This window comes from Paraburkholderia sp. BL23I1N1, assembly GCF_003610295.1.
GTDB lineage: Bacteria > Pseudomonadota > Gammaproteobacteria > Burkholderiales > Burkholderiaceae > Paraburkholderia.
Map to the genome: position 1 here is coordinate 6,107,951 of NZ_RAPV01000001.1, position 22,237 is coordinate 6,130,187.

General features: G+C 61.8%; 25 protein-coding genes and 2 pseudogenes. 12 read left to right on the top strand and 15 right to left on the bottom strand.

From position 1 onward, the window contains the following. Positions 1–2: 2 nt before the first annotated feature. The 7 genes from phnY to phnS all read right to left on the bottom strand — a co-directional run bounded on the left by phnY (position 3) and on the right by phnS (position 7,646). The gene (gene phnY / locus B0G76_RS28565; RefSeq protein ID WP_120295457.1) at positions 3–1,454 is read right to left on the bottom strand and encodes a phosphonoacetaldehyde dehydrogenase; all 1,452 of its coding nucleotides are present in this window, start codon (positions 1,452–1,454) and stop codon (positions 3–5) included. Further along, positions 1,451–2,707: a phosphonoacetate hydrolase gene (gene phnA / locus B0G76_RS28570; protein ID WP_120295458.1), complete on the bottom strand. Its 1,257-nt coding sequence runs from the start codon at positions 2,705–2,707 to the stop codon at positions 1,451–1,453. Before phnA ends, phnY begins: the two co-directional genes overlap by 4 nt. Positions 2,708–2,764: 57 nt before the next feature. Beyond that, entirely contained in the window at positions 2,765–3,502 is a 738-nt protein-coding gene (locus B0G76_RS28575; RefSeq protein ID WP_120296890.1) for a phosphonate utilization associated transcriptional regulator, read from the bottom strand. Between the two features lie 82 nt (positions 3,503–3,584). Next, a complete protein-coding gene (gene phnV / locus B0G76_RS28580) occupies positions 3,585–4,448 on the bottom strand; it encodes a 2-aminoethylphosphonate ABC transport system, membrane component PhnV (protein WP_120295459.1) in 864 nt (287 codons plus the stop codon). Then, complete coding sequence (locus B0G76_RS28585; RefSeq protein WP_120295460.1) at positions 4,438–5,388, bottom strand: 2-aminoethylphosphonate ABC transporter permease subunit; 951 nt, start codon at positions 5,386–5,388, stop codon at positions 4,438–4,440. The genes phnV and B0G76_RS28585 overlap by 11 nt, the downstream gene beginning before the upstream one ends. Then, positions 5,366–6,466 (bottom strand): 2-aminoethylphosphonate ABC transport system ATP-binding subunit PhnT, encoded by a 1,101-nt coding sequence (gene phnT / locus B0G76_RS28590; protein WP_120296891.1) that lies wholly within the window; start codon positions 6,464–6,466, stop codon positions 5,366–5,368. Before phnT ends, B0G76_RS28585 begins: the two co-directional genes overlap by 23 nt. 88 nt (positions 6,467–6,554) lie before the next feature. Next, positions 6,555–7,646: a 2-aminoethylphosphonate ABC transporter substrate-binding protein gene (phnS, locus tag B0G76_RS28595; protein WP_120295461.1), complete on the bottom strand. Its 1,092-nt coding sequence runs from the start codon at positions 7,644–7,646 to the stop codon at positions 6,555–6,557. A gap of 351 nt (positions 7,647–7,997) precedes the next feature. Between phnS and B0G76_RS28600 the strand changes: the two genes are divergently transcribed. Next, positions 7,998–9,122 carry a 2-aminoethylphosphonate--pyruvate transaminase gene (locus B0G76_RS28600; protein ID WP_409076766.1) on the top strand — a complete coding sequence of 375 codons (1,125 nt, stop codon included), beginning with the start codon at positions 7,998–8,000 and terminating at the stop codon, positions 9,120–9,122. Between the two features lie 61 nt (positions 9,123–9,183). On the opposite strand, the gene B0G76_RS28605 is transcribed toward B0G76_RS28600, so the two are convergent. Beyond that, positions 9,184–9,939, bottom strand: a complete 756-nt coding sequence (locus B0G76_RS28605; protein ID WP_120296892.1) for a DeoR/GlpR family DNA-binding transcription regulator — start codon at positions 9,937–9,939, stop codon at positions 9,184–9,186. A 192-nt stretch (positions 9,940–10,131) separates the two neighbouring features. Between B0G76_RS28605 and B0G76_RS44940 the strand changes: the two are divergent. Continuing rightward, a pseudogene (locus B0G76_RS44940) lies at positions 10,132–11,408 on the top strand (tyrosine-type recombinase/integrase). A 409-nt stretch (positions 11,409–11,817) separates the two neighbouring features. On the opposite strand, the gene B0G76_RS28615 reads toward B0G76_RS44940, so the two are convergent. Then, positions 11,818–12,063 (bottom strand): AlpA family transcriptional regulator, encoded by a 246-nt coding sequence (locus tag B0G76_RS28615; RefSeq protein ID WP_120296893.1) that lies wholly within the window; start codon positions 12,061–12,063, stop codon positions 11,818–11,820. Positions 12,064–12,468: 405 nt separating this feature from the next. Here B0G76_RS28615 and B0G76_RS28620 point away from each other — a divergent pair. From B0G76_RS28620 to B0G76_RS44945, 4 genes and pseudogenes are all read left to right on the top strand, one after another. After that, positions 12,469–12,621 (top strand): annotated as a pseudogene (locus B0G76_RS28620) (transposase); the annotation flags it as partial. Between the two features lie 444 nt (positions 12,622–13,065). Continuing rightward, positions 13,066–13,437, top strand: a complete 372-nt coding sequence (locus B0G76_RS28630) for a DUF6516 family protein (protein WP_120295464.1) — start codon at positions 13,066–13,068, stop codon at positions 13,435–13,437. Beyond that, a complete protein-coding gene (locus B0G76_RS28635) occupies positions 13,430–13,798 on the top strand; it encodes a helix-turn-helix domain-containing protein (protein WP_120295465.1) in 369 nt (122 codons plus the stop codon). Before B0G76_RS28630 ends, B0G76_RS28635 begins: the two co-directional genes overlap by 8 nt. A gap of 104 nt (positions 13,799–13,902) precedes the next feature. After that, positions 13,903–14,133 carry a hypothetical protein gene (locus B0G76_RS44945; protein ID WP_409076767.1) on the top strand — a complete coding sequence of 77 codons (231 nt, stop codon included), beginning with the start codon at positions 13,903–13,905 and terminating at the stop codon, positions 14,131–14,133. An 84-nt stretch (positions 14,134–14,217) separates the two neighbouring features. Here B0G76_RS44945 and B0G76_RS28640 read toward each other — a convergent pair whose 3' ends face one another. From B0G76_RS28640 to gmtX, 4 genes are all read right to left on the bottom strand, one after another. Beyond that, the gene (locus B0G76_RS28640) at positions 14,218–14,634 is read right to left on the bottom strand and encodes a type II toxin-antitoxin system VapC family toxin (RefSeq protein WP_120295466.1); all 417 of its coding nucleotides are present in this window, start codon (positions 14,632–14,634) and stop codon (positions 14,218–14,220) included. Further along, positions 14,621–14,857, bottom strand: a complete 237-nt coding sequence (locus tag B0G76_RS28645) for a FitA-like ribbon-helix-helix domain-containing protein (protein WP_120295467.1) — start codon at positions 14,855–14,857, stop codon at positions 14,621–14,623. Before B0G76_RS28645 ends, B0G76_RS28640 begins: the two co-directional genes overlap by 14 nt. A gap of 99 nt (positions 14,858–14,956) precedes the next feature. Further along, complete coding sequence (locus B0G76_RS28650; protein ID WP_120295468.1) at positions 14,957–15,148, bottom strand: tyrosine-type recombinase/integrase; 192 nt, start codon at positions 15,146–15,148, stop codon at positions 14,957–14,959. Positions 15,149–15,186: 38 nt separating this feature from the next. Continuing rightward, positions 15,187–15,600 (bottom strand): gamma-mobile-trio protein GmtX, encoded by a 414-nt coding sequence (gene gmtX / locus B0G76_RS28655; protein WP_147394095.1) that lies wholly within the window; start codon positions 15,598–15,600, stop codon positions 15,187–15,189. A gap of 139 nt (positions 15,601–15,739) precedes the next feature. On the opposite strand from gmtX, the gene B0G76_RS42565 reads away from it, so the two are divergent. Then, entirely contained in the window at positions 15,740–16,372 is a 633-nt protein-coding gene (locus tag B0G76_RS42565) for a hypothetical protein (protein WP_147394096.1), read from the top strand. A gap of 101 nt (positions 16,373–16,473) precedes the next feature. Here B0G76_RS42565 and B0G76_RS42570 read toward each other — a convergent pair whose 3' ends face one another. Continuing rightward, complete coding sequence (locus B0G76_RS42570) at positions 16,474–16,737, bottom strand: hypothetical protein (RefSeq protein ID WP_147394097.1); 264 nt, start codon at positions 16,735–16,737, stop codon at positions 16,474–16,476. Here B0G76_RS42570 and B0G76_RS28660 point away from each other — a divergent pair. Together B0G76_RS28660 and B0G76_RS28665 are read left to right on the top strand one after the other, a co-directional pair. After that, a complete protein-coding gene (locus tag B0G76_RS28660; RefSeq protein ID WP_120295470.1) occupies positions 16,736–16,927 on the top strand; it encodes a hypothetical protein in 192 nt (63 codons plus the stop codon). The two genes, B0G76_RS42570 and B0G76_RS28660, sit on opposite strands and share 2 nt — an antisense overlap. Before the next feature lie 176 nt (positions 16,928–17,103). Continuing rightward, entirely contained in the window at positions 17,104–17,655 is a 552-nt protein-coding gene (locus B0G76_RS28665; protein ID WP_120296894.1) for an SET domain-containing protein, read from the top strand. Positions 17,656–18,028: 373 nt separating this feature from the next. On the opposite strand, the gene B0G76_RS28675 is transcribed toward B0G76_RS28665, so the two are convergent. After that, complete coding sequence (locus B0G76_RS28675; RefSeq protein WP_120295472.1) at positions 18,029–18,310, bottom strand: hypothetical protein; 282 nt, start codon at positions 18,308–18,310, stop codon at positions 18,029–18,031. A gap of 605 nt (positions 18,311–18,915) precedes the next feature. Between B0G76_RS28675 and B0G76_RS28680 the strand changes: the two genes are divergently transcribed. From B0G76_RS28680 to B0G76_RS44955, 3 genes are all read left to right on the top strand, one after another. Beyond that, complete coding sequence (locus B0G76_RS28680) at positions 18,916–19,749, top strand: DUF932 domain-containing protein (RefSeq protein WP_120295473.1); 834 nt, start codon at positions 18,916–18,918, stop codon at positions 19,747–19,749. Positions 19,750–19,881: 132 nt separating this feature from the next. Then, positions 19,882–20,823, top strand: coding sequence for a ParB/RepB/Spo0J family partition protein (locus tag B0G76_RS44950; protein WP_409076734.1), 942 nt, complete (start codon positions 19,882–19,884; stop codon positions 20,821–20,823). Positions 20,824–20,883: 60 nt separating this feature from the next. Further along, complete coding sequence (locus B0G76_RS44955) at positions 20,884–22,224, top strand: hypothetical protein (protein WP_409076735.1); 1,341 nt, start codon at positions 20,884–20,886, stop codon at positions 22,222–22,224. The last annotated feature ends 13 nt before the right edge of the window (positions 22,225–22,237 follow it).

Below are 22,237 nucleotides of genomic sequence, written 5' to 3' on the forward strand. Positions count from 1 at the left end.
TCTTACTCCCACGGTAATGAAAAGGTCTTCAGGTTGGTGAAGCTCTTCATCGCTTCCTGAACGCCTTCCTTATAGCCAAGCCCGGAGTCCTTGATGCCGCCGAACGGCGTCAGCTCGATCCGGTATCCCGGCACTTCCCACACGTTGACCGTGCCCACACGCAATTCGTTGATGAAGCGTGTGATCGCGTCCTGCCGGTTCGTGCACACCCCGGACGACAACCCGAACGGCGTGCCGTTACTGATACGGATAGCGTCGTCGAGCGTATCGAAGGTGATAATCGGGGACACCGGGCCAAACGTTTCCTCGCGCACCAGTGTCATCGACGGGTCGACGCCATCCAGCACCGTCGGCGCATAAAGCGCGCCGTCGCGCTGGTTGCCGATCCGCAAGCGCGCGCCGGCCGCGATTGCTTCGTTCACGCGCGCCTCGAATAGCTGCGCGGCGGCGACGTCGATCACGGTGCCCATCTGATTCGATGCGTCGAACGGATCGCCGTAGGTCCATGCGCGCGTCTTCTCCACAACGAGATCCGTGAAATCCGCCGCGATGCTCTTTTGCACCAGCATCCGCTTGACCGCGGTGCACCGCTGCCCGGAGTTCTTATACGAGCCCTGCACGGCCAGCGTCGCCGCACGATCGAGATCGGCGTCTTCGAGCACGATCAACGGGTCGTTGCCGCCCAGTTCCAGCACAACGCGCCGGTAGGCCGCCTTCGCCGCGATGTATTTGCCGATCACCACGCCACCCGTGAACGTCACGAGTTCCGCCAGCGGATGCGTGATCAGTTCGTCGGCGATTTCGCGCGGATCGCCGGTCAGGACCTGCAGCATCGGCGTCGGCAAACCCGCTTCATAAAGTATGTCCGCCAGATACAACGCCGACAAAGGCACCTTCTCCGACGGTTTGAGCACCACGCGATTGTTCGTCGCGATCGCCGGCGCAATCTTGTGCGCGACCTGGTTCATCGGATGGTTGAACGGCGTAATCGCCACGATCACACCCGCCAGCGGCTCACGCTGCGAAAACACACGACGCTTCTTGCCATGCGGCGTGAGATCGCAGGAGAAGCTCTGGCCGTCGTCGCGCAAGGCCTCGATCGAGGCGAACTTGAACACGTCGGCAACGCGGCCGATCTCGTAGCGCGAATCCTGTTTCGACAAACCCGACTCTAGCGAAATCAAGTCCGAGGCGTCTTCGGTCCGCTCCCGCAGCAATGCAGCGGCGCGTTCGAGAATCTGCGAGCGCTCGTAGCGTGTGAGGTTCGCCTGATACGCGGCGGCATATTCGAACGCCGCGCGCACGTCGTCGATGCTCGCCAACGGGACCGTGCCCACCCGCGTCCCCGTAAAAGGATCGAGCACGTCGAGTGTGCGCGAACGCGTCGCGCGCTCGCCCTTGAGCCGCAGCGCTTCGGCCCGAAATGCAGGATGGTCCCGCAGTACGGCGTTCATGATGCCGACACGTGATTCAATGCGACGTCGAAGATATCGAAGTTGCGCAGCCGTTTATTGGTGGGCACCCCCTCGACGCGACGATTGAATAGCAGCGGCACTTCCTGCTCGGAGATCCCGCCGTGCGAGCGCAACGGCACGGTCAGTCCGGACAGATCGTGTTCATCGCGGCGCGTCCCGAGCACCACGTGCTGGGTGCTGACCACGACGATATCGCCCACACGGTCATTCGGCAATTCGAAGCGCTCGCATGCGGCCCGATTGTCGAGGACCACTTCGATACCCTGCAAACCGCCGATCCGTTCGATCACCTGCGCGACGCTCATGTCGCTCGGCAGGTAAATTGTCGCGAACGAACCGAGCGCGCCGTGATGCACGACATACGGATCGGTGATCGGCAGAATCACGCGCGCTTTCCCATGCCCAAGCCAATCGTCCAGCACATCCTGCAGATAGATCACATTCGGCTCGCCGGTCTTCAAGTCATGCTTGGCGTTCATGCCGTGGTCCGCGGTCAAGCCGATCACCCAGCCCAGCGCATCGAGTTTGGCGAGGTAGCCATCCATCATTGCGTAGAACGCGTTCGCGCCTTCGGTGCCCGGCGCCCATTTGTGCTGGATGTAATCGGTGGTCGACAGATACATCAGGTCGAGCTTGCGGGTTTCAGCAAGCCGCACGCCGGCGGCGAACACGAATTCGGACAGACCCGCGCTATACACATCCGGCACCGGCAAGCCGACCAGATCGAGCACTTCGTCGATGCCGTTTTCTTCGCGCGTCACCGTGTCGGCTTTCTCCGCCGAAAAGCAGATGCCCTTCAATTGCCAGCCGAGCAGCCGGCGCAGTTTGTCTTTCGCGGTGACCACGGCAACCGCGGCGCCGGCTTCCGCTGCGGCGGCCAGCAAGGTCCCCGCGCGCAGATAGGCCGGATCGTTCATCATCACTTCCGCGCCTTCGCCACCGTTCGCGTCCGGGTCCCAGAAATAGTTGCCGCAAATACCGTGCACTGAGGGCGGCACGCCGCACACGATCGAGAGGTTGTTCGGGTTGGTGAACGACGGAATCACGCAGTCGCCCTTGAAGGCCGCGCCGCTTTCGAGCATCTTGCCGATAAACGGCGCGACGCCCGCCGCGACCGCGGCTTCGAGGTAATCGTATTCGCAGCCGTCGACGCACACCACCACAGTCGGCTGTGCGGGCAGCCGGTAGCTACGGCCATTGACTTCGATCGTACGTTCGCTTGCGTTTGCCATCGTTACCTTCCATGCGTTGAGAGCACGCGTGCTCTTGTCAATCCGTTGCGGCCAGTCTCAATCGTTCGATACCGCCGATATTCGCGCCGCCCCAACCAAGGGCCCCGCCGATTCGCACGCCTCACGCGCGCGCTGCAACCCGCCGTTCACATGCGCATGCATCAGCGCCGCGGCATGTTCAGCGTCGCGCGAAGCCAGCGCCGTCAGGATCGCGCGATGCTCGGCGAGCGAGCGCTCCATCGCGTCGGCATGCACCACCAGCGCGGCGCGGCGAAACAGGCTCAACTCGCTCACCAGTCTTCGATACGTCTCATACAGCTTGCCGTTGCCCGAGGCCGCCACGATCGCGTCGTGAAACGCCACATTGGCGAGCGCGTAGGCATCGTGATCCTCGGCGTCGAGCGCCGCGCGCATCGCGTCGAGCCAGTCGCGCAACACAGCAAGCTTGCGTGCATCGATACGCGACGCCAGCATCCGGCACGCCGCCTCTTCGAGCACCGCACGCACGGCATAAATCTCGTCGGCTTCCGCCAGCGACACCGTCCGCACGAACACGCCGCGATTCTTCTCGGTGCGCACGAGGCCTGCTTGTTCGAGCGCGCGAAACGCCTCGCGCACCGGCCCGCGCGACACCTGCAGACGCGCGGCCCAGTCGGCTTCGTTGAGTTTATCGCCGGGCGCGATCGCCCCTTCGATGATGTGCCGTTCGATTTCGTCGCGGACCAGCGTCGTCAGCGAATGCCTGCGCACAACCTCAATCGGATCGACAGAAGCAGTTTGCATATATTCGGTCATTTTGACAAATTTTGCCACATCGATATATGGATAGGCTTGCGCACCATCAAGGCGCGCACGCACAACCATCGGAAGGTACTCGTCAGTCCGCCCGACGGCGCGGGACACGTGCCGCGATCAGCAGCAGCGCAGCAAGCGAGACCATCAACAGAATCAGCGACAACGCGGAAGCCGGCAGGTAGTAGCCGCGCTCCACCTGCCCGACGACGACGATCGGCACCGTCGCAAAGCCCGGCGGGTAGACGGTGAGCGTGGCACCCAGTTCGCCGAGCGAAAGCGCGAAGCCGAGCGCGAGACTTGCACGGATCGCCGGCACCAGTTGCGGCAGCACGACGCGGCGCAGCACCATCGACGGCGGCGCCCCCAGGCTCGCAGCCGCTTCGCGCAGAATGGTCAATTCCGGACGCAACGCTGCAGCCGCGCAGCGGTAGCAGAACGGCAGCACCAGCGCGAGCTGCACGAACACGACGATCGCCGCCGAGCTCGACAGATCCAGCGGCCGCTTGTGATAGGCGATCAGCACGGCCAGCCCGAGCACCACGCTCGGCACGCCGTTGGGCATCATCGCGATGGTGTCGACGATCGCGCCGAGACCGCGCCGGTCGCGTCCTTCGAGCGCCAACGCCAGCCACAGCCCGAGAATCGTGCCAAGCACGGCGACGCCCATGCCGATTTCGAGGCTTGTCGTCAGCGCGTCGAAGTCGCTGGAGCCGAGCCGCTCGAACCAGCGCATGCTGAGGCTGTCCGGCAGGATGGTGCCCGACCAGTGCCCGGCCATGCTCGACAGCGCGACCACCAGCACCGGCAAGACGAACAGCCAGAAGCACAGCAACGCGGCAAAACCGAGAAACAGGCTGCCGAGCATGCGCACCGGCAGGCTGCGGCGCACCGGCCGCGCCTTCTTGTGCATGACCGGCAATACGGTCGGGTCGAGTTCAACGGCCATGGCCCGCTCCTTTCACCTTGCGACGGTTGACCTGGCGGTACAACGCGTACAGCGACAAAGACATGATCAGCATCACCACCGCGCCAGCAGCAGCGGTCGGCAGATCGAGGTCGACGGTCGCGGAGCTATAGATCGCGACCGGCAGCGTGATCAGATGCGCGCTGCCGAGCACGAGCAGAATGCCGAACTCGTTCAACGTCAGCAGGAAACACAGGATCGTGCCCGCGGCGATGCCCGGCCACGCGAGCGGCAGGATCACTTTGAACGCAACCATCCAGCCGCTTGCGCCGAGACTGCGGGCGGCTTCGATCAAACGCATGTCGAGCGTGGCGAACGACGCCAGCGTGGGGCGCACGACGAACGGCGCGTAGAAGACCACTTCCGCGAGAATCACGCCGCCCACACCGAACAGGAAATTGAGCGGCGGCGCCTCGAGATGAAACAGCCGCTGCAAGGCAATGCTGACCGATCCTTGCGAGCCATACAGAAAGATCAGCGTGAAGGCGACCAGAAACGAAGGGAACGCGACGAACAGTTCGAGGAACCGGGTGACCATGCGCGCGCCGGGAAACGGCTTGAAGAACAACAGCGCCGCGAGGGCAATGCCGAGCAAAGAGGCGAGCCCGGCACTCACAAACAGAATCCACAGCGTCGTGCCGACCACGCCGCTTGTTTCGGGATTGCTGAAAAACGTCGAGTAGGCCTGCAGGCTCAAACCGTGTGTGCCGGTGACACTCAGCAGCACCAGGCGAACAAGCGGGTAGATCACGAGCGGACCCAGCACGACCACCGCCAGGAACAGCAGGTGCCATTGCGCCGCGCGTTCGCGTCGCTTCACCGCGGCCGTATGCGAGGCCGCGCTCGCGTTGCGGCGGGCATCGGCGGCATCGGCGGCCGCGCCGAGGGAATTGGGGGTATCAGCGGTTGATAAGGACGACATCGTCAGCCTCATAACGCAGGGAAATACGCGCGCCCTTCTCCGGCGTCATGCCTTGGCCGCGCTGCATGGTGACGAGCACCGGCTCGTTAGGCATCGCGTCCAGAACGACCGACACCGACAGCACCGCGCCGTACCATTCGACCGACGTGATCGCGCCGTGCAATTGCCCTTCGCCGAGCGGCACGATGCGCAGTGCTTCCGGACGCAGACAGGCCACGCGATCGCGCTCGTTATGGCGCACGTCACCCATGCTGAATGCGACCTGCGGCGGCAGCAGATTGGCCGCGCCCAGATAGCGCGCGACGAAACCGTCGTTCGGCGTGTCGTACAACTGCTGTGGCGTGCCGAGTTGCGCGATGCGACCTTCGCGCATCAGCAGCGTGCGGTCGGACAGCACCAGCGCGTCGTCCTGATCGTGCGTCACGCAGACGATCGTCAGATTCGGCAGGCGCTCGTGCAGCGCTTTCAATTCGGATCGCACCGAGGCGCGCAGATTGGCGTCGAGTGCGGAAAGCGGTTCGTCGAGCAACAGCACGTCCGGCTCGATCACGAGCGCGCGCGCCAAGGCCACGCGCTGCTGCATGCCGCCCGACAATTGCGCGGGCATGTGATGCCCGGCGTCGCCCAACTGCACGAGTTTCAAGGCATCGGCAACACGTCGGGCGACATCTTTCGACGGCGTGCGACGCGCGCGCAGCCCGAACGCCACGTTATCGAACACCGACAGATGCGGGAACAGCGCGTAGCTCTGAAACAGCAAGCCGAGATTGCGCTTATGCGGCGGCACATGCGTCAGGTCGTGACCGGCCACGGTCAAGGTGCCCGACAGTCCATCCGCTTCAATGAATCCGGCGATGAAGCGCAACAGCGTGGTCTTGCCGCAACCGCTGCGGCCGAGCACGGTGAGCAATTCGCCACGATGAATGGTCAGCGACAGATCGTCGAGCACCGTGCGCGAACCGAAGCGCACCGTCAGATGGTCGATCTGCACGCCGCCCGGCGTGTTCGAACGCGCGGCGTCAAGCGCGTCCGGTGAGGCGCCGAGCGCGCCTTGGTGAGCAAGACTGGCCGTATTCACCGGGTTCATCCTCTAACTAGATTAATGCTGATACGGCGCCCCGCTCGCATGCCGGGGCGCCGCCTGACTCAATTGCGAACTGTCCGGTTTACTTCGGCTTGACGACTTCGATCTGCTTGCCCGACGAACCGATCACGTCGCTCTTCCAGCGTGCCGTCCAGTCAGCCTTCTTCGCCATCACTTGCGTCCAGTCCACCGGAATCAGCGTCACGCCGGCGATCGCCTTCTTGACTGCTTCGCCGTTCTTGCCGGCGAGCGGCACATCGGTGCGGCCCGGGATACCGAAGATGTCCGGCACCTTGGCTTGCACGTCGGTCGACATCAGGTAGTCGATCAGCTTCTTGCCTTCTGCCTGGTTCGGACCGTTCTTGATCAGGCCGATCGCGTACGGCAACTGGAACGTGGTCGGCTTGCCGCCGGCGCTGGCTGCGAGGAAGATCGGCTTGAGCGACAGGCCGCCGTTCGCTGCGTCGTCCAGATCCATTTGCAGGTCGCCGTTGGCGAAGGCGATTTCGTTACGCGAGAGCAGCACGTCGAGGTAGCCCGTGCCCTTGGTGTGGAACTTGGCGCTCTCTTCAAGCTTCTTCAGGTAATCGAACGCCTTGTCTTCGCCCATCAGCGACGTGGTCAGGATGATCACAGCCATGCCGTCGCCAGCCGTGGCCGGGTTCGAGTAGGCGACCTTGCCGGTGTAGTCCGGGTGCAGCAGGTCGGCGAATGTCTTCGGCTGGTTCTTCGTGACGTCCGGGTTGATCGCGAACGAGAAGTAGTTGTTCACGAAGGTCGCCCATGCACCATTCGGCGCCTTGGCGATTGCCGGCACGTTCTTGTAGTTGGCGCTCTGATAAGCCTGCAGCAGGCCGGACTGGTCGGCTTGCTGAATGAACGGCGGCAACGTGACGATCACGTCGGCCTTCGGCTGATCCTTCTCGATGGTGGCGCGGTTCACCACTTCGCCGCTACCTGCCGTGACGATGTTGACCTTCACGCCCTCCTTCTTTTCGAAGGCCGGCAGCACATCCTTATAGAGGTTTTCGAGGCCGTCGGCGGTGTACAGCACCACTGCGTCAGCCGCATGCGCCTGCATTGCCGTGCCGCCGAATGCTGCCGCGGCGATCAGCGCCGGCAACAGTTTGCGTGCGAGGCCGGCCGTGGCGTGAAAGGAATTCGTCTTTGTCATGTCGCTCTCTCCGAAAGGCAAAAAACCAGACGGTCGGGATAGCCCGATACCTGTTGTGATTGAACGGCGTTAGCGCCGTGCCGCTTGCGTGTTGCCCGCAGCCAGTTGCCGTGCAGTTCCGCTTGGATTGCAGATTGCCGACAACTTTGCCGCTTCTCCTTCAGCCTGACTAACAGCTCCCCAACAACGTTCGCGCTGCCGGCCATGCCTGAACGGGCACGGCAAGGATCACAGGTTTCCATGACAACGCCGTGACTATTCTGTCGAATTCCAAAAAATGACACAATTCGCCAATAATATCCAAATCAATCTTTTTGTCACCCGGTCTGGGCGACGAACATTCATCTGATGATGGAGGCTTGTGTGATCCTTGGAAACGACCCAATCCTGCTGACCCCGGGACCGCTCTCCACCTCGCCGCAAACTCGCGAGGCGATGCTGCGCGACTGGGGTTCGTGGGACGCCGCGTTCAATCGCATGACCCATAGCGTGTGCGCCGATCTCGTGAAGATCGTAAATGGCGAAAGTGACTACGTATGCGTACCGCTTCAGGGCAGCGGCACCTTCGCGGTCGAAGCGGCGCTCGGCACGCTGGTGCCGCGTCAAGGCTGTGTGCTGGTGCCGAACAACGGCGCGTATTGCGCCCGCCTGATCCGCATCTTGCAGCGCATGGGGATCGCTTATGTCGAACTGGCGCTGCGCGAGGACGAACCGGTCAGCGCTGCCGCCATCGAAGACGCTTTCAATCGCAATTCGCGCATCAGCCACGTTGCACAAGTCCATCTGGAAACGAGCGCCGGCCTGCTCAATCCGCTCGACGATATCGCCGCAGTGTGTCAGCGGCACGGCAAGAGCCTGATCGTGGACGCGATGAGTTCGTTCGGTGCGCTGCCGATCGACTTGCGGCGCGGCGGCATAGACGCGCTGATCTCGGCGAGCGGCAAATGTCTGGAAGGCGTGCCGGGAATGGGATTCGTGATTGTGCGGCGCAGCGTGCTGGAACGGGGCGAAGGACGCTCGCCGTCGCTCGCGCTGGACCTCCACGATCAATACGTCTATATGGAAAAGACGACGCAGTGGCGCTTCACGCCGCCGACTCATGTGGTCGCGGCTTTGCGTCAGGCGCTCGATCAATTCATCGCGGAAGGGGGACAAGCGGCGCGCGGCACTCGGTACAGGCAGAACTGCGCGGCGTTGGTGAACGATATGAAAGCACTCGGCTTCGAGCCGTTTCTGAAACCCGACGTGCAGGCGCCGGTGATCGTCACATTTCACGCGCCGCGCGACCCCGCGTGGAATTTTGCGGACTTTTACGCCGCGGTGCGCGAAGCCGGTTACGTGCTGTATCCGGGCAAGCTCACGCAGGTGGAAACGTTCCGCGTGGGCTGCATCGGCGCGATCGACGCGAACGAACTGCATAACGCGGTGGCGGCGATCGACCGTGCGCTGAAACAGCTTGGGATTCGAGTGAAGTGATGGGGACGCGGCGGAGCACAGCGTGACCCCGAGGTGCACGAGACATTGGACCGTCAACCGCTCAGGCGATCAGGATTTCCGGCCCATGCGCCGTGATCGCCTTGCCGAGCACCTTCTCCGGCGCCAGTTCGGTGATCAGATAACGCGCCGATTCGATGCCGTTGATGCGCACCGGCGTCACGCGCCCGAACTTCGAGTGGTCGGCGACGATCACCACCGTGTCGGCGGCGGCGATCATGCGGCTGCGCACTTCGGCGGCCATGCGGCTGTAGTCGGTCAGGTAGCCGTCCGGCGAAATGCCGCCCGCGCCGATAAAGGCGAAGTCCGCGTGGTACTGCGTCAACTGGTGCACCGTGTCGAGACCGAAGGTGGCGTCTTCGATATCCGACAGTTCGCCGCCCAGCAGCGTCACGCGGTTATCGTTGCGGCGGCCGAGCAGCAGCGCGATACGCCAGTCGTTCGTATAGACCGCCAGGCGATGGCGGTCGAGCAACGCCCGCGCCACCGCCTGGGTGGTGCTGCCCGAATCGATGATCAGCGAAGCGCCGTCCGGCACGAACTCGGCCGCGCGCTCGCCGATCGCCCGCTTGGCGCCCGCATTGGCGGCTTCGCGCGTATCGAGGTCGGGCTCGCGCCGGTCGCTCGACAGCGCGCCGCCGTGGGTCGTGACCAGTAGACCGCGCCCGGCCAGCGCATTCAGATCGCGGCGGATCGTCTCGCGCGACACATTCAGTTCGCGCACCAGTTCAGCGACCGAGAGCGCGCCGGTTTTGGCGACTTGCGCCAGGATGTATTGGTGACGTTGTTCTGCGAGCATCGAGGCCTTTTCCTTCATCATCCCGCGAGAGGCTTGTCACGCGAGGCACTTCTTCATCAAAGGCCCTTCACATAAGGGCTTTTTGCATCCACAACCTGCGCCGCAAGAGGTATCTACGGTCATCGCCAAGTTGCAAAACTCTAGACGTTGGCGTAGCTTTTTACTCTGAATCGCTTAAAACCTACGCCGACCATGCGATTTGATGCCAAGGCCGCGAAACAGCTCAAACCTGGTACCCACATCACCTTCGAGGCGTTCCCGGGCCTTCGTCTGGAAGCGACTGCATCGCGGCGCAGTTGGACCTACCGGTTCAAGTCGCCCGTCGACGGCCGGATGCGCCAGCAGAAGCTGGGAGAGTGGCCAGCAACGTCCTACGCTGCCGCGATAGCCGACTGGCAAGAAATCCGGACGCGCCGCGACGCTGGCGAAGACCCTGTTCTCACACGCAAGGCATCGAACCAACCTGTGATAGCTGCGACGCCGGAATCATACACGGTGCGAAAACTGTGTGAGGATTTCCTCACGGGCCATATTGAACGGTACCGCGATTCGCTCGGCGCCGCGCAGTCCCGTCGGCGCATCATGGCAAAGATCGCCCCGATTGCCGGCCTGGCCGCCGCCTCGGTCACGCGAAAACAGGCGTTCGACCTGCTCGATGGGGAGCGTCAGGCACCGCGGAACGCTGCCATTCTGCGTTCCGAGCTTGGCGCAGCATGGGATTACGCGCTGGACGCGGGCCGCGTTCCAGAGGACACCCCAAACTGGTGGCGGCAGGTCATGCGCGGCAAACTGAGAAGCGTGGGGCGAAAACGCAGCGGAAAGGTGGAGAACGTCAAGCGCGTGCTCAGCGAAGACGAACTGGCTACTCTCATCCGTGGCTGTCGAAGCTGTCAGAAACGATCTCCGACGTGCTGACCATGTACCTATGGACCGGGCTGCGCGGCGGCGAAATAGTTGTGATGGAAGGCAAGGAAATGTCGAAAGAGCCGGACGGCTTGTGGTGGACCATTCCAAAGGCAAAGACCAAGAACAAGAACCGGGCGTCCGCTACCGACCATCGCGTGCCGCTGGCCGGGCGCGCGGAAAAGATTGTCCAGCGTCGGCTCGGACTATACGGGAAAGGCTACCTGTTTCCGACTGCCGACAGTCGCCATATACCTCAGAAAAGCGTGCAGGCCGTTGTATGGGCGCACCAACCCTACTCGCTCAAGCCGGGCCAGACGTTGCGACCGCAACTACCTGTGTCACACTGGGCGCCGCACGATCTGCGCCGCACGTCCCGAACTATGCTGGCTGCTCTCGGGTGTCCGCACGAGGTGGCCGAGGCTGTTCTCGGCCACGTGCTGCCGGGCGTCGCGGGCATCTATAACCGGCACAGATACGATAAGGAGAAGCGCGAATGGCTCACGCAACTCGCGATCCATCTTGAACATATAACGGGCAACTCCGCAGGCAAGGACAAAAAATAAGCGGATAGAATTTGCGACTGCACACCAGGCCCCGCTCGCCGGTCGATCTGATCGTTAAGCAACGATGGGTGATTTGCGGCGCCCACTATCTGTTTCCTTACACTGCCCAGAATGCTGGACGTCGCCTCGCCCCGACCACAGAACGCCTTACGCGGGCGGCTATCGCGTACATCATTGTGCGCTACCAACCCTATTGGAAGGCAAGCAGCGAGCCAATGACTGATCTCCCGATCCTGGTGACGGGACGGACGCTGCACAACCCTGGTCGAAAACCGCACGGACGATCCTCGGCGCGGAGAGGTGCATCAACGAGGTAGCCGACAACATCATTCGTAACATTAAGCTGAGTGTCGTTGGGGGGTGGGCGGCGACAACCTCTACAGCTACGATGCCGGAAAACGCGAATGGATCACGAAGCTGGCCGCTCGCCTTGAGGAATTTGCCGCTTTCTAGCGCCCGCTTTCTCCGGCGGCAGCAGGTCAGCAACGGGGCGAGCGTCAGCCCACTTCCGGACCTCGTGTGCGAGCCATCCCACCCTGCGGCCGGATAGTAACCGCGGTTCAGGGAAGCTTTTTTCGCGCACCAGTTTCTGTACGGTCGTCGGCGACAAGGAAAGCGCCTCTGCCACTTCTTTCAGAGAAAAACGGATTTTCATCGCCGTCTCCACCTTCCGTCTGTTGCCGATGACTCCCTATCCGCACGGCACTGTTTCCAATACGAACGACGGGGGAGTGGCTAGCGCATCAAATGTGCGCAAAGCGTACTTCCGGATTTAGCGGGCGAGGTCGAGTTGGGCAAATCGCCTTGCGAGAACAAAATTGCGTTTCGCGGCGCATCCATTGCACGATAGTTTTCCCAGGAGTTCCCCCGTAGTCCTATGCAAAATCAGCTTGAACTGAAAATCATCGGCGCCACGCTTCCTGACGTTGATTTTTTTATTCCGCGTTCCGTAAAACGTATGCGGCAAGCAGAGAGGTGGCGCCGAGAATTCGGACAGTTCGTTGAGTGGAAAAGCTGGGGCGTGAGTCGGTCATAATGGCCGGCGACAAGGAACCAGAAGATGACGAAACGAAACCGACGGACACACTCACCGGCGTTCAAGGCAAAGGTGGCACTCGCGGCGCTCAAGGGCGACAAGACGCTGGCAGAGTTGGCCCAGCAGTTTGATGTCCATCCGAACCAGATCACGGACTGGAAGAAGCAACTGCAGGAGCGGGTTCCGGTCGCTGATGCGCGACCATATCCGGGCACCGGAGCCGGGACAGGCTGCAACATGGATGTTACAAGGCCAGAACAGTCGGGGTTGGTATGGGGCGGTGGCGCTGCGGCGCCTGGTCACCAGCCGCAAGGGTCAGTTCAGGTGGCGTACGCCGTCGGAAAATCCGTACATCATGCGCGATGAGACACGCAACACCATCGAGTCTCGCTATGCCGATGTCGCCTTTGCTATGAGCAACGCTTGAATGGAGAGCCGGATGCGCTGAGAGGCGCAAGTCCGGTTCGGGGAGGAGAGACCGGGAAATAGTTCGACTACGCTCGGTCTCTTACTCCACTGGCGAGCTGGCAGGGCTTCGTCTATGTCGCGTTCGTCATCGACGTGTTCCCGGAAACCGAGCATCCCTTGCTTTAGTTGTCATCCGATGATAACATTACGGCCATGACAGATCGAGTCCACAGCCTGGACACCCTGCTCGAGCTGGACGGCGTGATGTACACCGTCGACGAGACCGGGTGTTGCTGGGTGAAATTTGAAGTAGCGCGCATCGCAGTATCACCGGAGCGCCCACACGGAATGAAATATTCCCTGACGTTGCACGATGAGAAGGGTACGCGCCTGTTGGGATTCGATAACGCGCATCCGGTCAGGGAAGGTGCAGGCCCCGGCGCACGGACTCGGATCGAGTACGACCACAAGCACGCTGGCGAGCGCATCCGGTTTTACGATTATATGGATGCCGCGACACTGCTTGCAGACTTCTGGACCGAAGTCGAAACAGTGATGAAGGAAAGGAGCGAGAGCGATGACTAACGAACACATCCTGAAAGTCGGGATTGCCCCGATGGAGCAATTCAAGGCCCGGACGATGGCAATCGCGCGGGGCGAATACAAGCCGTCACCTGACGAGCCGAAGATCTGGTTTTCGTCGCCTGAGTCGTTCGCGCAAGTGCTGTCGGGAAAAAATCAGGCGTTGCTCGCTCTGATTGCCAAGACGAATCCGGCTTCATTGACGGAGCTGTCCGTAACGTCCGGACGGGCCAAGTCCAACCTTTCGCGCACGCTTAAGACGATGGAGCGGTACGGCATTGTGTACTTCGAGAAGGGCGATGGCCGCGAGGTCGCACCACGGGTGAACTATTCAGGCATCAGCCTCGAAATGTCGTTCGCCTAACACCCCTACTCACGGCGCCAAGCCCGCGACACGCCGACCGGCATCGCGGGCTTCTTTATTTTGTCCACATGACAAAAGCAAAACCATTCGACGCGTCCGAGTAGCTGACCGACGACGAGACCATCCGCCACTACCTCGCTGAGGCCTACGAGAGCGGCGACTCAGGAGAAATCCGTACGTCCCTCGGCCATGCCGTCAAAGACAAAGGCACGAAGGAGATCGCGAAACGCGTCGGCCCCACCAGCAAGACCCTGAAGCAGATGCTTGCATATGAGCACGTCAACTGCGCGGCCATCGCGATCATTGTCAGCGTACTCGGCCTACGGATGCCATAGATCGATTTGATAACGACATTTCTCAGGCCGCATTTATGCGCATCGAGCGCGTCGTGATTGGACAACGGGAAAGATTCTTTTCCGTTATTCAAATGGGTTCAACAGACGAACACCCGTCGCCGAAAAATCGTCAATGTTCCGCGTCACGACGACTAGATCGTGAATCAAAGCCGTCGCTGCGATCAATTTATCCAAGACGTGCTCGGGATGCGACACTCGAAGACGCCCCCAAACCTGTCCAACGTCTTCGTCAATCGGAAGGATGTTCTGCGCGTACTCAATCAGGATTGTTTGAAGCCATGTTTCAAGCAAGTTCGCTTGCGCGGCGTCGCCACGGTGCCGGACCAGCTCAACGCCCCGACGCAGTTCCCCGACGGTCACGACCGACATGTAGATCTCCGCGTCGCTCTTTGCCGCCTGTCTGAAAAACTTTCTGACGCCGCTGTTCGCGCGATCGCGCTTCCTTGCTTCACTGATGACGTTCGTATCAATCAAATACACGCGCGACCTCACCCGCGTCGTCAACGCGCTGGAAATCTGCGTCTTCGCCCACATCGGGCATGGCCATCAGCACTTCCGCAAAGCTCTTTCGCTTCGGTCGTCGCAGCGCTCTGGCAAGAATTTCCCTGTGCTCAGCTTCTGAGCTGCGGCCATGAGCAGCCGCCAACTCGCGCAAGCTTTGAACAAGCGCGTCATCCACCCCACGTACCAAAAGGTTTGCCATATCTACTCCTTGCCTCATTGATATCAATGATAGCATGCAAGGTAGAGATTGCAAGCATTGATAGCGTCAGTGATTTAACGGCCGGAATCCTCATTTTCTTTAATCTAACCATCCGTCGAACCCAGCGACCGCGGCACGCCGCTCACGTGGCGAAACTTCAAGGTATGGCGAAACGTGGTCCAGATGCGCATGCCCAAGCAGAACTTGCACGGTTTCTAACGAATGCCCGTTTGCGAGCAGCCGACTCGCGAATGTGCGCCGCGCCGTTTTTGCTAGTGCTGTATATAACATTTCAACAACTTCAAAGCATTGCGCGTGTTTTCATCATATTAGAAATCCGCAACGTGATCGACGGTTTTACGGATCGCCGAGGCAAAGCCTGCACGGAAGACCACTTGGCCACTTTCAGCGGTAACTCTGCCAGCAGCGTCGACCTTCCAGCCCCAGTGCGACATCGTGGACGAACTGATGGCTGCTTCCAGAGCGGATACTTCCTGAAGCGTGAGCCGGAGCCCGATTGGCGGAGCCGCCCGTTCCGGTAGAGTCGAATTAGGTCCGGAAAGATCGAGCACCGAGTTCTGGTTGGCCATCGGATTCATTCCGACATTTCTTCGCCCCTCGTCGACCCGTTTATTCTTACTGGCGGCAGTCTCTCTGATGCCTGGTAATGTCCAGATGCCAGTCGCTTCAGCAGGCGCGCCTTGATATTCTTTGCCAGATTTTTCCGTGCGTCTGCTTTCCATATCTTTGACCTGACGCCGCCCGCACATGGATTTTCCGTGTCGGAAAATACGCTAACGAATCGAAGAATGTTCTATGGCATCCAACCCAAAGTCACGCAGGTCAAAGCAAACCACCGGCAGACGGCCGATGACACGGGACATGTTGTTACCTCTCCCGGCGACGATCTCGCGCGATCGCACTCTGGGACACCACCTTGCGCTTGCCGCGCTGCGTGCAGGGAATTGCAACGTTGAGCTGATCGGTCGGCTGTTCAGAACCCTGTACATTGCCTACTTCGTTCAGGAAGCAACCAGTGGCCCTCGCGACCTCGCGCCGTTTCGAATCTCGGAAACGGCACTTCACTCTGTTGCCGTGTGCGCCAAAACGGGAGGTGGCCGGCCATTATCCGAAGCTGACAGGCGTGCTCTTGAACACGTCCTGTTGCTGCATGACGAACAGCTCACTGCGATGCCCTCCCATCGGATTGTAGAGGCCGAAGAACGGTTGAAGCGTTTTCTTGCAGCCGACGTGTTATCGCCGATTGCGCCAGATAGCGATGCAACACCTGAATCGGCGATGCCTCGACACTCCTATCAGGGGTCGTGCACGGTCTTGCCGTTGTTTCGATCGCACCTCGTTGCAATGGCCATCCCTGTCCTTCCCACAGCATTTTTCCAGTTGCCCGTGTTGCACTGCTTGAGCGCGCGCCGCAAAGAGCCGACGTCATTACGGCATCTATCTCACGAAGCATTGCGACGGCTCACGGTTCATTGCCGCCCGTCGACGATCTGAAACCGTCCCGCGGGCTGACACCCACCAATGTTTTGTTGTTTCCAAATGGCATGAACCGTCCATGTTCCCCGATCATCTGACTTTCTACCCAACGGGTCTTATTAATTGCCCTCCCGATGTGTCCAGATCTCGGCCATGTTCCGACACGCGCCAGATTTACCGCCATCCCGTCGCACCGGTACGCGTCCCCGGCGAAAATCCGTCGACTCCAGTTTCAGCTTCAGGCCAGACACGTCATCTGCCAGCGACCAGCGTAACCGCTCGGTCGATGCCAGCTTCCCTGCAGTCACCGTGGAGCGCACCGCTCCGCTGCTGATAGAATCAGCAGGCGCATGAAAAATATCTTTGGGAGCACGCTGCATCATGGACTACTGCGTGAGCTATGAGCACAGTCTGGCAAGTGCCCCCAATGACTTTATCGCGCGCATCGCTTCACAACGGGTTGACGATGTTCCGGCGAGCATTCCTCGCGCCCTGCTCCCTGAATTCATCGCCGAGCTGATCCTGAAACGCTCACCGCAGATCGGCAGGATCCGGGATCTGAGGATCCTGTAGCTCTTTCAGGCCCTGCCCCCGCTTCGCGGCAGCACGTCACGCCATGCTGGTTGTCCGTCCTTCCGTTTTTGCCTTTGATGCAGGAACCGCCCGCGCCGGTTGCAAAGGTGAATTCGGCCGTGCACCCTATGCTTTTGCTCCTGTCCGGTTCCATCCGCCCTGCAACTGTGTCGACAATGCCCCTGACGAACACCTCTGATGCTCCCGCGTTGAAACCCTCCAATGCCATCCGTGATCGCAGCCGCCGGATTGCTGTCCGGCGGTCGACGGTCCACGGCAGAGGGGTGTTCGCCACGCGTGAGCTTGCCCCGGGCGAACTCGTCTGTGAGTACCTCGGCGAACGTATCCCGTGGGACGAAGCACTGCGCCGCCATCCACGTGATCCGGCACATCCGGACCACACTTTTTATTTCGACCTCGGCGACGGCACTGTTATCGACGGGGCAGTAGGCGGCAACAGCGCCCGCTGGATCAACCATGCGTGCCGCCCCAACTGCGAGGCTGAGGATCACAACGGCCGGATATTCATACTTACCGTTCAGCCGATACGGGCTGGCGAGGAGCTCAGCATCGACTACGCGCTCTTCGTGGAAGGTCGTCACACACGTGAACTCCGCCAGCGGTACGCCTGCCATTGCGGCTCGCCAGAGTGCCGAAGGACCATGCTAGCCGAACGCAGAAGACGGTCAGCAAAGGCACGCAATCCTTGCGACGCCCTTCAGGATTGAATGCTCCAGTGGAATGTCAGGGTGTGCGAGCGGTTCGTATTCAAGCAACGTTTCACAGGCGACCGGCGTCTGCCCCCTGCTCGTGAGGTTCAATGCGGGCTACGAAGGAGCCGGCAACAACTCCGATCTGGCCTGGTTTACCGCCTGGCCGCTGATCGGGAAAACCGGTCTCGCGCAACCCTCCCGACGGCTTGCCGCGAACGGGAAATGCGCCTCGTCCTGATCTGCTGAATCTGAGGTGCCAAAGGCGTCATCACGACCTGGTCGAACGCCGTGCGGACCTGTGCGAACTGAGCCCGTCGCTTTATCCCGTGTACATGCGCACACGGTAACGCCGCCTGAACGCCCGTTGTGCGCAACCTCGCACCCAGGTTCAGGCCACCACTTCGCAGATGCCCCAGCGCGTATCGAGAATCGCACCCGCCGGTGCGACGACCGCCCCCACCGATTGCGCGCGGAAGGTCACCGTACGGCCCGGCCCCTGCCCGAAGGGGCCAATTTCGACCACCAGCAGTTCGTGGTCCCGCATCCTGATGCGCGATCCGGTGAAGGCGCTGGTGCGCGCACGCCCGGACATCTGGTCACGCTGTCGCGTCGCATCCAGGGCATTCATGCTCACATCCGCGAGCAGTTCAATATCGACTGGCAAAGGCATGGGTCGCAACGGTCCGTTCTTCAGTCCGGCATTCTAGCAACGATGCCGGAAGCTACGTCACTGCGATCCCAACGCCCTCTCAGGGCACCCCCTCCGCTTGCGCTGCGGGCGGGCTTTCGTGCTTCGCACCGGGCCGCCGGCGGCGTCCCGGCCCTCCCGGGCTTCAACCTCTGGCGCAAAACCTCAACCTCCGACACCCAACACCCAACACCCAACACCTTTTAACCCCCAATCAGGTGAAGGCCGCAGGCGGCCTCCACATTCGCGCTCGCCGCGCGGCGGCTCATCCCGCTCAAACCCGACGCCTTGCATTCACCAGTCTCCTCAGTTCCCGCCCGACACCCGCGACAGTAGCCGATGGGGGGCAAACGTCAAGGGGCGAGGGACCGTGTTGCCCGCACCCCTCCCTCGCCTTTTTTCCTTGACGTTTGCCCCCCATCGGCTCCTTGAGTCGCACGGGCGCGAACTCAGGAGACTGGCGGCAGCAAAGCCAGCCCCGGGTTCCACCAGGACGAGCCCAACCCCTACAGCGGGGCGAATCTTGGAGCCCGGTCAGCGCAACACCGATCAACCCTTTTTGATTGTTTCTCTCTCTGGAGACTGACATGCAACTTGCTTCCTCCTTCCGTTATGGCTCCCCGATGCTCCGCTCCGACTCCCCCCTCTCGGACGACCAGATTCGCCGCGTCGCCCCGTCCATCTTCGCGGACGGCAAGCACCAAAGCCGCTCGGAGCGCTACACCTACATCCCGACCATCGACGTGCTGCGCGGCCTGCGCAACGAAGGCTTCCAGCCGTTCATGGTCTGCCAGACCCGCGTGCGCGATCAGGACAGGCGCGAATTCACAAAACATCTGATCCGCATGCGCCCCGCGAACGAGATTACCGGCGAGGACGTCAACGAAATCATTCTCCTCAATTCGCACGATGGGACCAGCTCTTATCAAATGCTGGGTGGCGTCTACCGGTTTGTTTGCCAGAACGGCATGGTCGCGGGCGAAACCGTCGGCGAGGTTCGCATACCCCACAAGGGCAATATCGTGCAGAACGTCGTCATCGGCGCATTCGAGGTGCTCGACGGCTTTGACCTGATCCGCGAACAGAAGGACGGCATGCGCGCCGTAACACTCAGCCGCGACGAACAGCACGCGTTCGCCCGCTCCGCCCTCGCGCTGCGTTACGACCCGACCGACGCGCAAGCGCCCGCCCCGGTTACCGAAAGCCAGCTTCTGAACGTGCGCCGCTTCGAGGATTGCCGCGACGATCTCTGGACCGTTTTTAACCGGATTCAGGAGTCCTTGACCAAGGGCGGCCTGCATGGACGCTCGCGCAGCGGACGCTCCATGTCCACCCGCCCCGTCACCGGCATCGACCAGAACGTGAAACTGAACCGTGCGCTGTGGATGCTCGCAGACGCGATGCGCCAGATGAAGGCGTAAGCACGGCACGGGCGGCGGCCCATCGCCGCCCGATTCCGGTTCATTCTGTCAGGATTCCTATCCGGGTCCAGCCCTGACGGAATTCCGTACCAACGCGACCCGGAACCTTCCATTTTCTATCTGGAGTGAATCATGCAAGCCGAAGTCAACACGCGAATGAACGACACTGCGAACGATACCGCAAACGCCGCCGAAGCCGACGTCATCACAGACGCGACGGCTAACGCTGCGCCACTGCTCGAAACCAGTTTCGGCAACGAGCAGCCGGTCGTGACCGTGCCGTATTCCGCCCTGCGGCGCTCGCCGCTCAACGCCCGTACGAAACCGCTGTCGGGCATTGACGCGCTCGCCACGAACATCAGGGCGAAAGGGCTGCTGCAAAACCTCATTGTTCACGAAATGAAGGGCTCGCGAGGCAAGCATCGCAAGCTTGGCGTCTGTGCCGGTCAGCGCCGACAGGCCGCACTCGACCTGCTGTTCGGGCAGGGTCACATTACCGCTGACTACCCGGTGCCGGTGCGCATCGTCAGCGAAGGCGAAGCCCTCGCCATTTCGCTGATCGAGAACAACGAACGCGAAGGACTCGACCCGTTCGACGTGCTGCGCGCCTACCGGATGCTGGCCGGGGAAGGTCGCAGCGTCGATTACATCGCGGCACTTTTCTCGGCTGCGCCGATCACGGTAAAACGACGCATGAAGCTCGCCAGCACCTCCCCGAAGCTGCTTGCCCTGCTGCGCGAGGACGCCATCACGCTCGACCAGCTTTCGGCGCTCGCGCTTACCGAGGATCACGAAACGCAGGAACGCATCTGGTTCGATGCAAACGAGTGGCAACGCCAGCCCAACTATCTGCGTCAGGCGATCACGCGCACCGAGATCGACGCGAGCAGCAGCCGTCTGGTGCGCTTCGTGGGGCTGGACGCCTATGAAGCACAGGGAGGTTACGTGAGACGTGACCCCTTCAGCGACGATGAAAACGCGGGATACATTGCCGATGCCGAGCTGCTGCAGCGTCTCGCCGCACAGAAGCTCGACGCCGTCGCCGAAGCAGTCCGAAATGAGGGATGGGGCTAGGCCGAGGGCCGCATCGAGCACGATGTGTTTGAACTGAACCGCTACGGCAGGCTGTAACCGGTGCAGCGCGCCCTCACCAACGACGAACAGCGGGAAATGGACGCGCTCATCGCGAGGCAGGACGAACCGGCCGAACAGTTTGACGCCCTGGGCGAGGACAGCGAGAACGCGTACGAGGAAGCCGAACGGCTCGAAACCGAAATCGACCGGGTGAACACCACCCTCATCGCGCTCGAAAGCCGCATGCTGACGTGGGACGTTCAGCAGATGGCCGAGGCAGGCGCGTTCGTGATCCTGAGCCCGCAGGGCGAACTGGTGGTCGAGCGGGGTCTGGTGCGACGTGAGAACAGTGCGGCACTGGATGCGGCGGGCGCGACCGTGACCGGCACGCCCGAAGCGGACAGTGAACCGGACCCGACAGCACAACCGGTGCAGAAAGAGAAGCCTGTTCACAGCGCGAAGCTCTGCCAGCGCCTGACCGCGCACCGTACCGCCGCCGTTCATGCGGAACTCATCGCACAGCCGTGCGTCGCGCTCGCCGCGCTCCTGCAACGCAGGATTCCGGAAATCTTTCCGGAACGGTACGGACTCAGCTTCGCGCCGCACGCACTGGCATTGTCGTGCAACAGCAACCGGGACAGCCTGCTCGACGCGGCGGACGACCTGCCCGCCACCACCGCATGGGGCGTCCTCGAGGCGCAGCGCGAGCACTGGGGCCGCGAACTGCCCGCGCGGCGCGCGGACCTGCTGCCGTGGCTGATCGAACAGGACCCCGGCACGACCCTGCTGGACCTGCTCGCCTGCTGCACCGGCACGCTGCTCGACGGCATCGCCGGGGAAGAAACGCCTCACGCCATCAATGCGCTTGCCAGCGCGCTGAACCTCGACATGACGCGGTACTGGACGCCCACGCGCGCCTCGTATTTCGATCACGTCAGCAAGGCGCGCATCGCGGAAGTCGTCGCCAGCGCCGTGTCACCGAAGATCGCCGCCGACCTCGGCAAGATGAAGAAGGCCGATGCGGCAGCCGCCGCCGAACTGCGACTCGCAAAGTCGGCATGGTTGCCTGAAATCCTCACCGATCGCGAAATCCCGGCAGCCCGTTCCTACGGCGTGGCCCATGACGCGGATGAGGGTGACGACGAGGAAGGCGACACCGGCGATGAAGCGCAGGACGGCGACGCGCAAGGCGACGACCACGGCGACAGTCACGGCCACGACCGCATCAACGGCACGGAACCCGGCGAAGGCACCGGAACCCCGTCGCCGGTGGACGGCCCGACCGGGACACAGGAGCCCGCCGCGACAGACCGCAACGGTCCGCCCCCGCGTGGCCGTTCCCGACTGCCGCAACTGTTGCGAGCGCCGCAACCGAGGCGCCGCCTGACGACGCGTCCATGACGCAGAACGCTGC

What these genes read in the sequence shown, in the direction of transcription:
- phnY (WP_120295457.1), bottom strand. Translation starts at nt 1,454, where the DNA reads ATGAACGCCGTACTGCGGGACCATCCTGCATTTCGGGCCGAAGCGCTG.
- phnA (WP_120295458.1), bottom strand. Translation starts at nt 2,707, where the DNA reads ATGGCAAACGCAAGCGAACGTACGATCGAAGTCAATGGCCGTAGCTAC.
- B0G76_RS28575 (WP_120296890.1), bottom strand. Translation starts at nt 3,502, where the DNA reads ATGACCGAATATATGCAAACTGCTTCTGTCGATCCGATTGAGGTTGTG.
- phnV (WP_120295459.1), bottom strand. Translation starts at nt 4,448, where the DNA reads ATGGCCGTTGAACTCGACCCGACCGTATTGCCGGTCATGCACAAGAAG.
- B0G76_RS28585 (WP_120295460.1), bottom strand. Translation starts at nt 5,388, where the DNA reads ATGTCGTCCTTATCAACCGCTGATACCCCCAATTCCCTCGGCGCGGCC.
- phnS (WP_120295461.1), bottom strand. Translation starts at nt 7,646, where the DNA reads ATGACAAAGACGAATTCCTTTCACGCCACGGCCGGCCTCGCACGCAAA.
- B0G76_RS28600 (WP_409076766.1), top strand. Translation starts at nt 7,998, where the DNA reads ATGGAGGCTTGTGTGATCCTTGGAAACGACCCAATCCTGCTGACCCCG.
- B0G76_RS28605 (WP_120296892.1), bottom strand. Translation starts at nt 9,939, where the DNA reads ATGCTCGCAGAACAACGTCACCAATACATCCTGGCGCAAGTCGCCAAA.
- B0G76_RS28615 (WP_120296893.1), bottom strand. Translation starts at nt 12,063, where the DNA reads ATGAAAATCCGTTTTTCTCTGAAAGAAGTGGCAGAGGCGCTTTCCTTG.
- B0G76_RS28630 (WP_120295464.1), top strand. Translation starts at nt 13,066, where the DNA reads ATGACAGATCGAGTCCACAGCCTGGACACCCTGCTCGAGCTGGACGGC.
- B0G76_RS28635 (WP_120295465.1), top strand. Translation starts at nt 13,430, where the DNA reads ATGACTAACGAACACATCCTGAAAGTCGGGATTGCCCCGATGGAGCAA.
- B0G76_RS28645 (WP_120295467.1), bottom strand. Translation starts at nt 14,857, where the DNA reads ATGGCAAACCTTTTGGTACGTGGGGTGGATGACGCGCTTGTTCAAAGC.
- B0G76_RS28650 (WP_120295468.1), bottom strand. Translation starts at nt 15,148, where the DNA reads ATGTTATATACAGCACTAGCAAAAACGGCGCGGCGCACATTCGCGAGT.
- gmtX (WP_147394095.1), bottom strand. Translation starts at nt 15,600, where the DNA reads ATGGAAAGCAGACGCACGGAAAAATCTGGCAAAGAATATCAAGGCGCG.
- B0G76_RS42565 (WP_147394096.1), top strand. Translation starts at nt 15,740, where the DNA reads ATGTTGTTACCTCTCCCGGCGACGATCTCGCGCGATCGCACTCTGGGA.
- B0G76_RS28660 (WP_120295470.1), top strand. Translation starts at nt 16,736, where the DNA reads ATGGACTACTGCGTGAGCTATGAGCACAGTCTGGCAAGTGCCCCCAAT.
- B0G76_RS42570 (WP_147394097.1), bottom strand. Translation starts at nt 16,737, where the DNA reads ATGATGCAGCGTGCTCCCAAAGATATTTTTCATGCGCCTGCTGATTCT.
- B0G76_RS28665 (WP_120296894.1), top strand. Translation starts at nt 17,104, where the DNA reads ATGCCCCTGACGAACACCTCTGATGCTCCCGCGTTGAAACCCTCCAAT.
- B0G76_RS28675 (WP_120295472.1), bottom strand. Translation starts at nt 18,310, where the DNA reads ATGCCTTTGCCAGTCGATATTGAACTGCTCGCGGATGTGAGCATGAAT.
- B0G76_RS28680 (WP_120295473.1), top strand. Translation starts at nt 18,916, where the DNA reads ATGCAACTTGCTTCCTCCTTCCGTTATGGCTCCCCGATGCTCCGCTCC.
- B0G76_RS44950 (WP_409076734.1), top strand. Translation starts at nt 19,882, where the DNA reads ATGCAAGCCGAAGTCAACACGCGAATGAACGACACTGCGAACGATACC.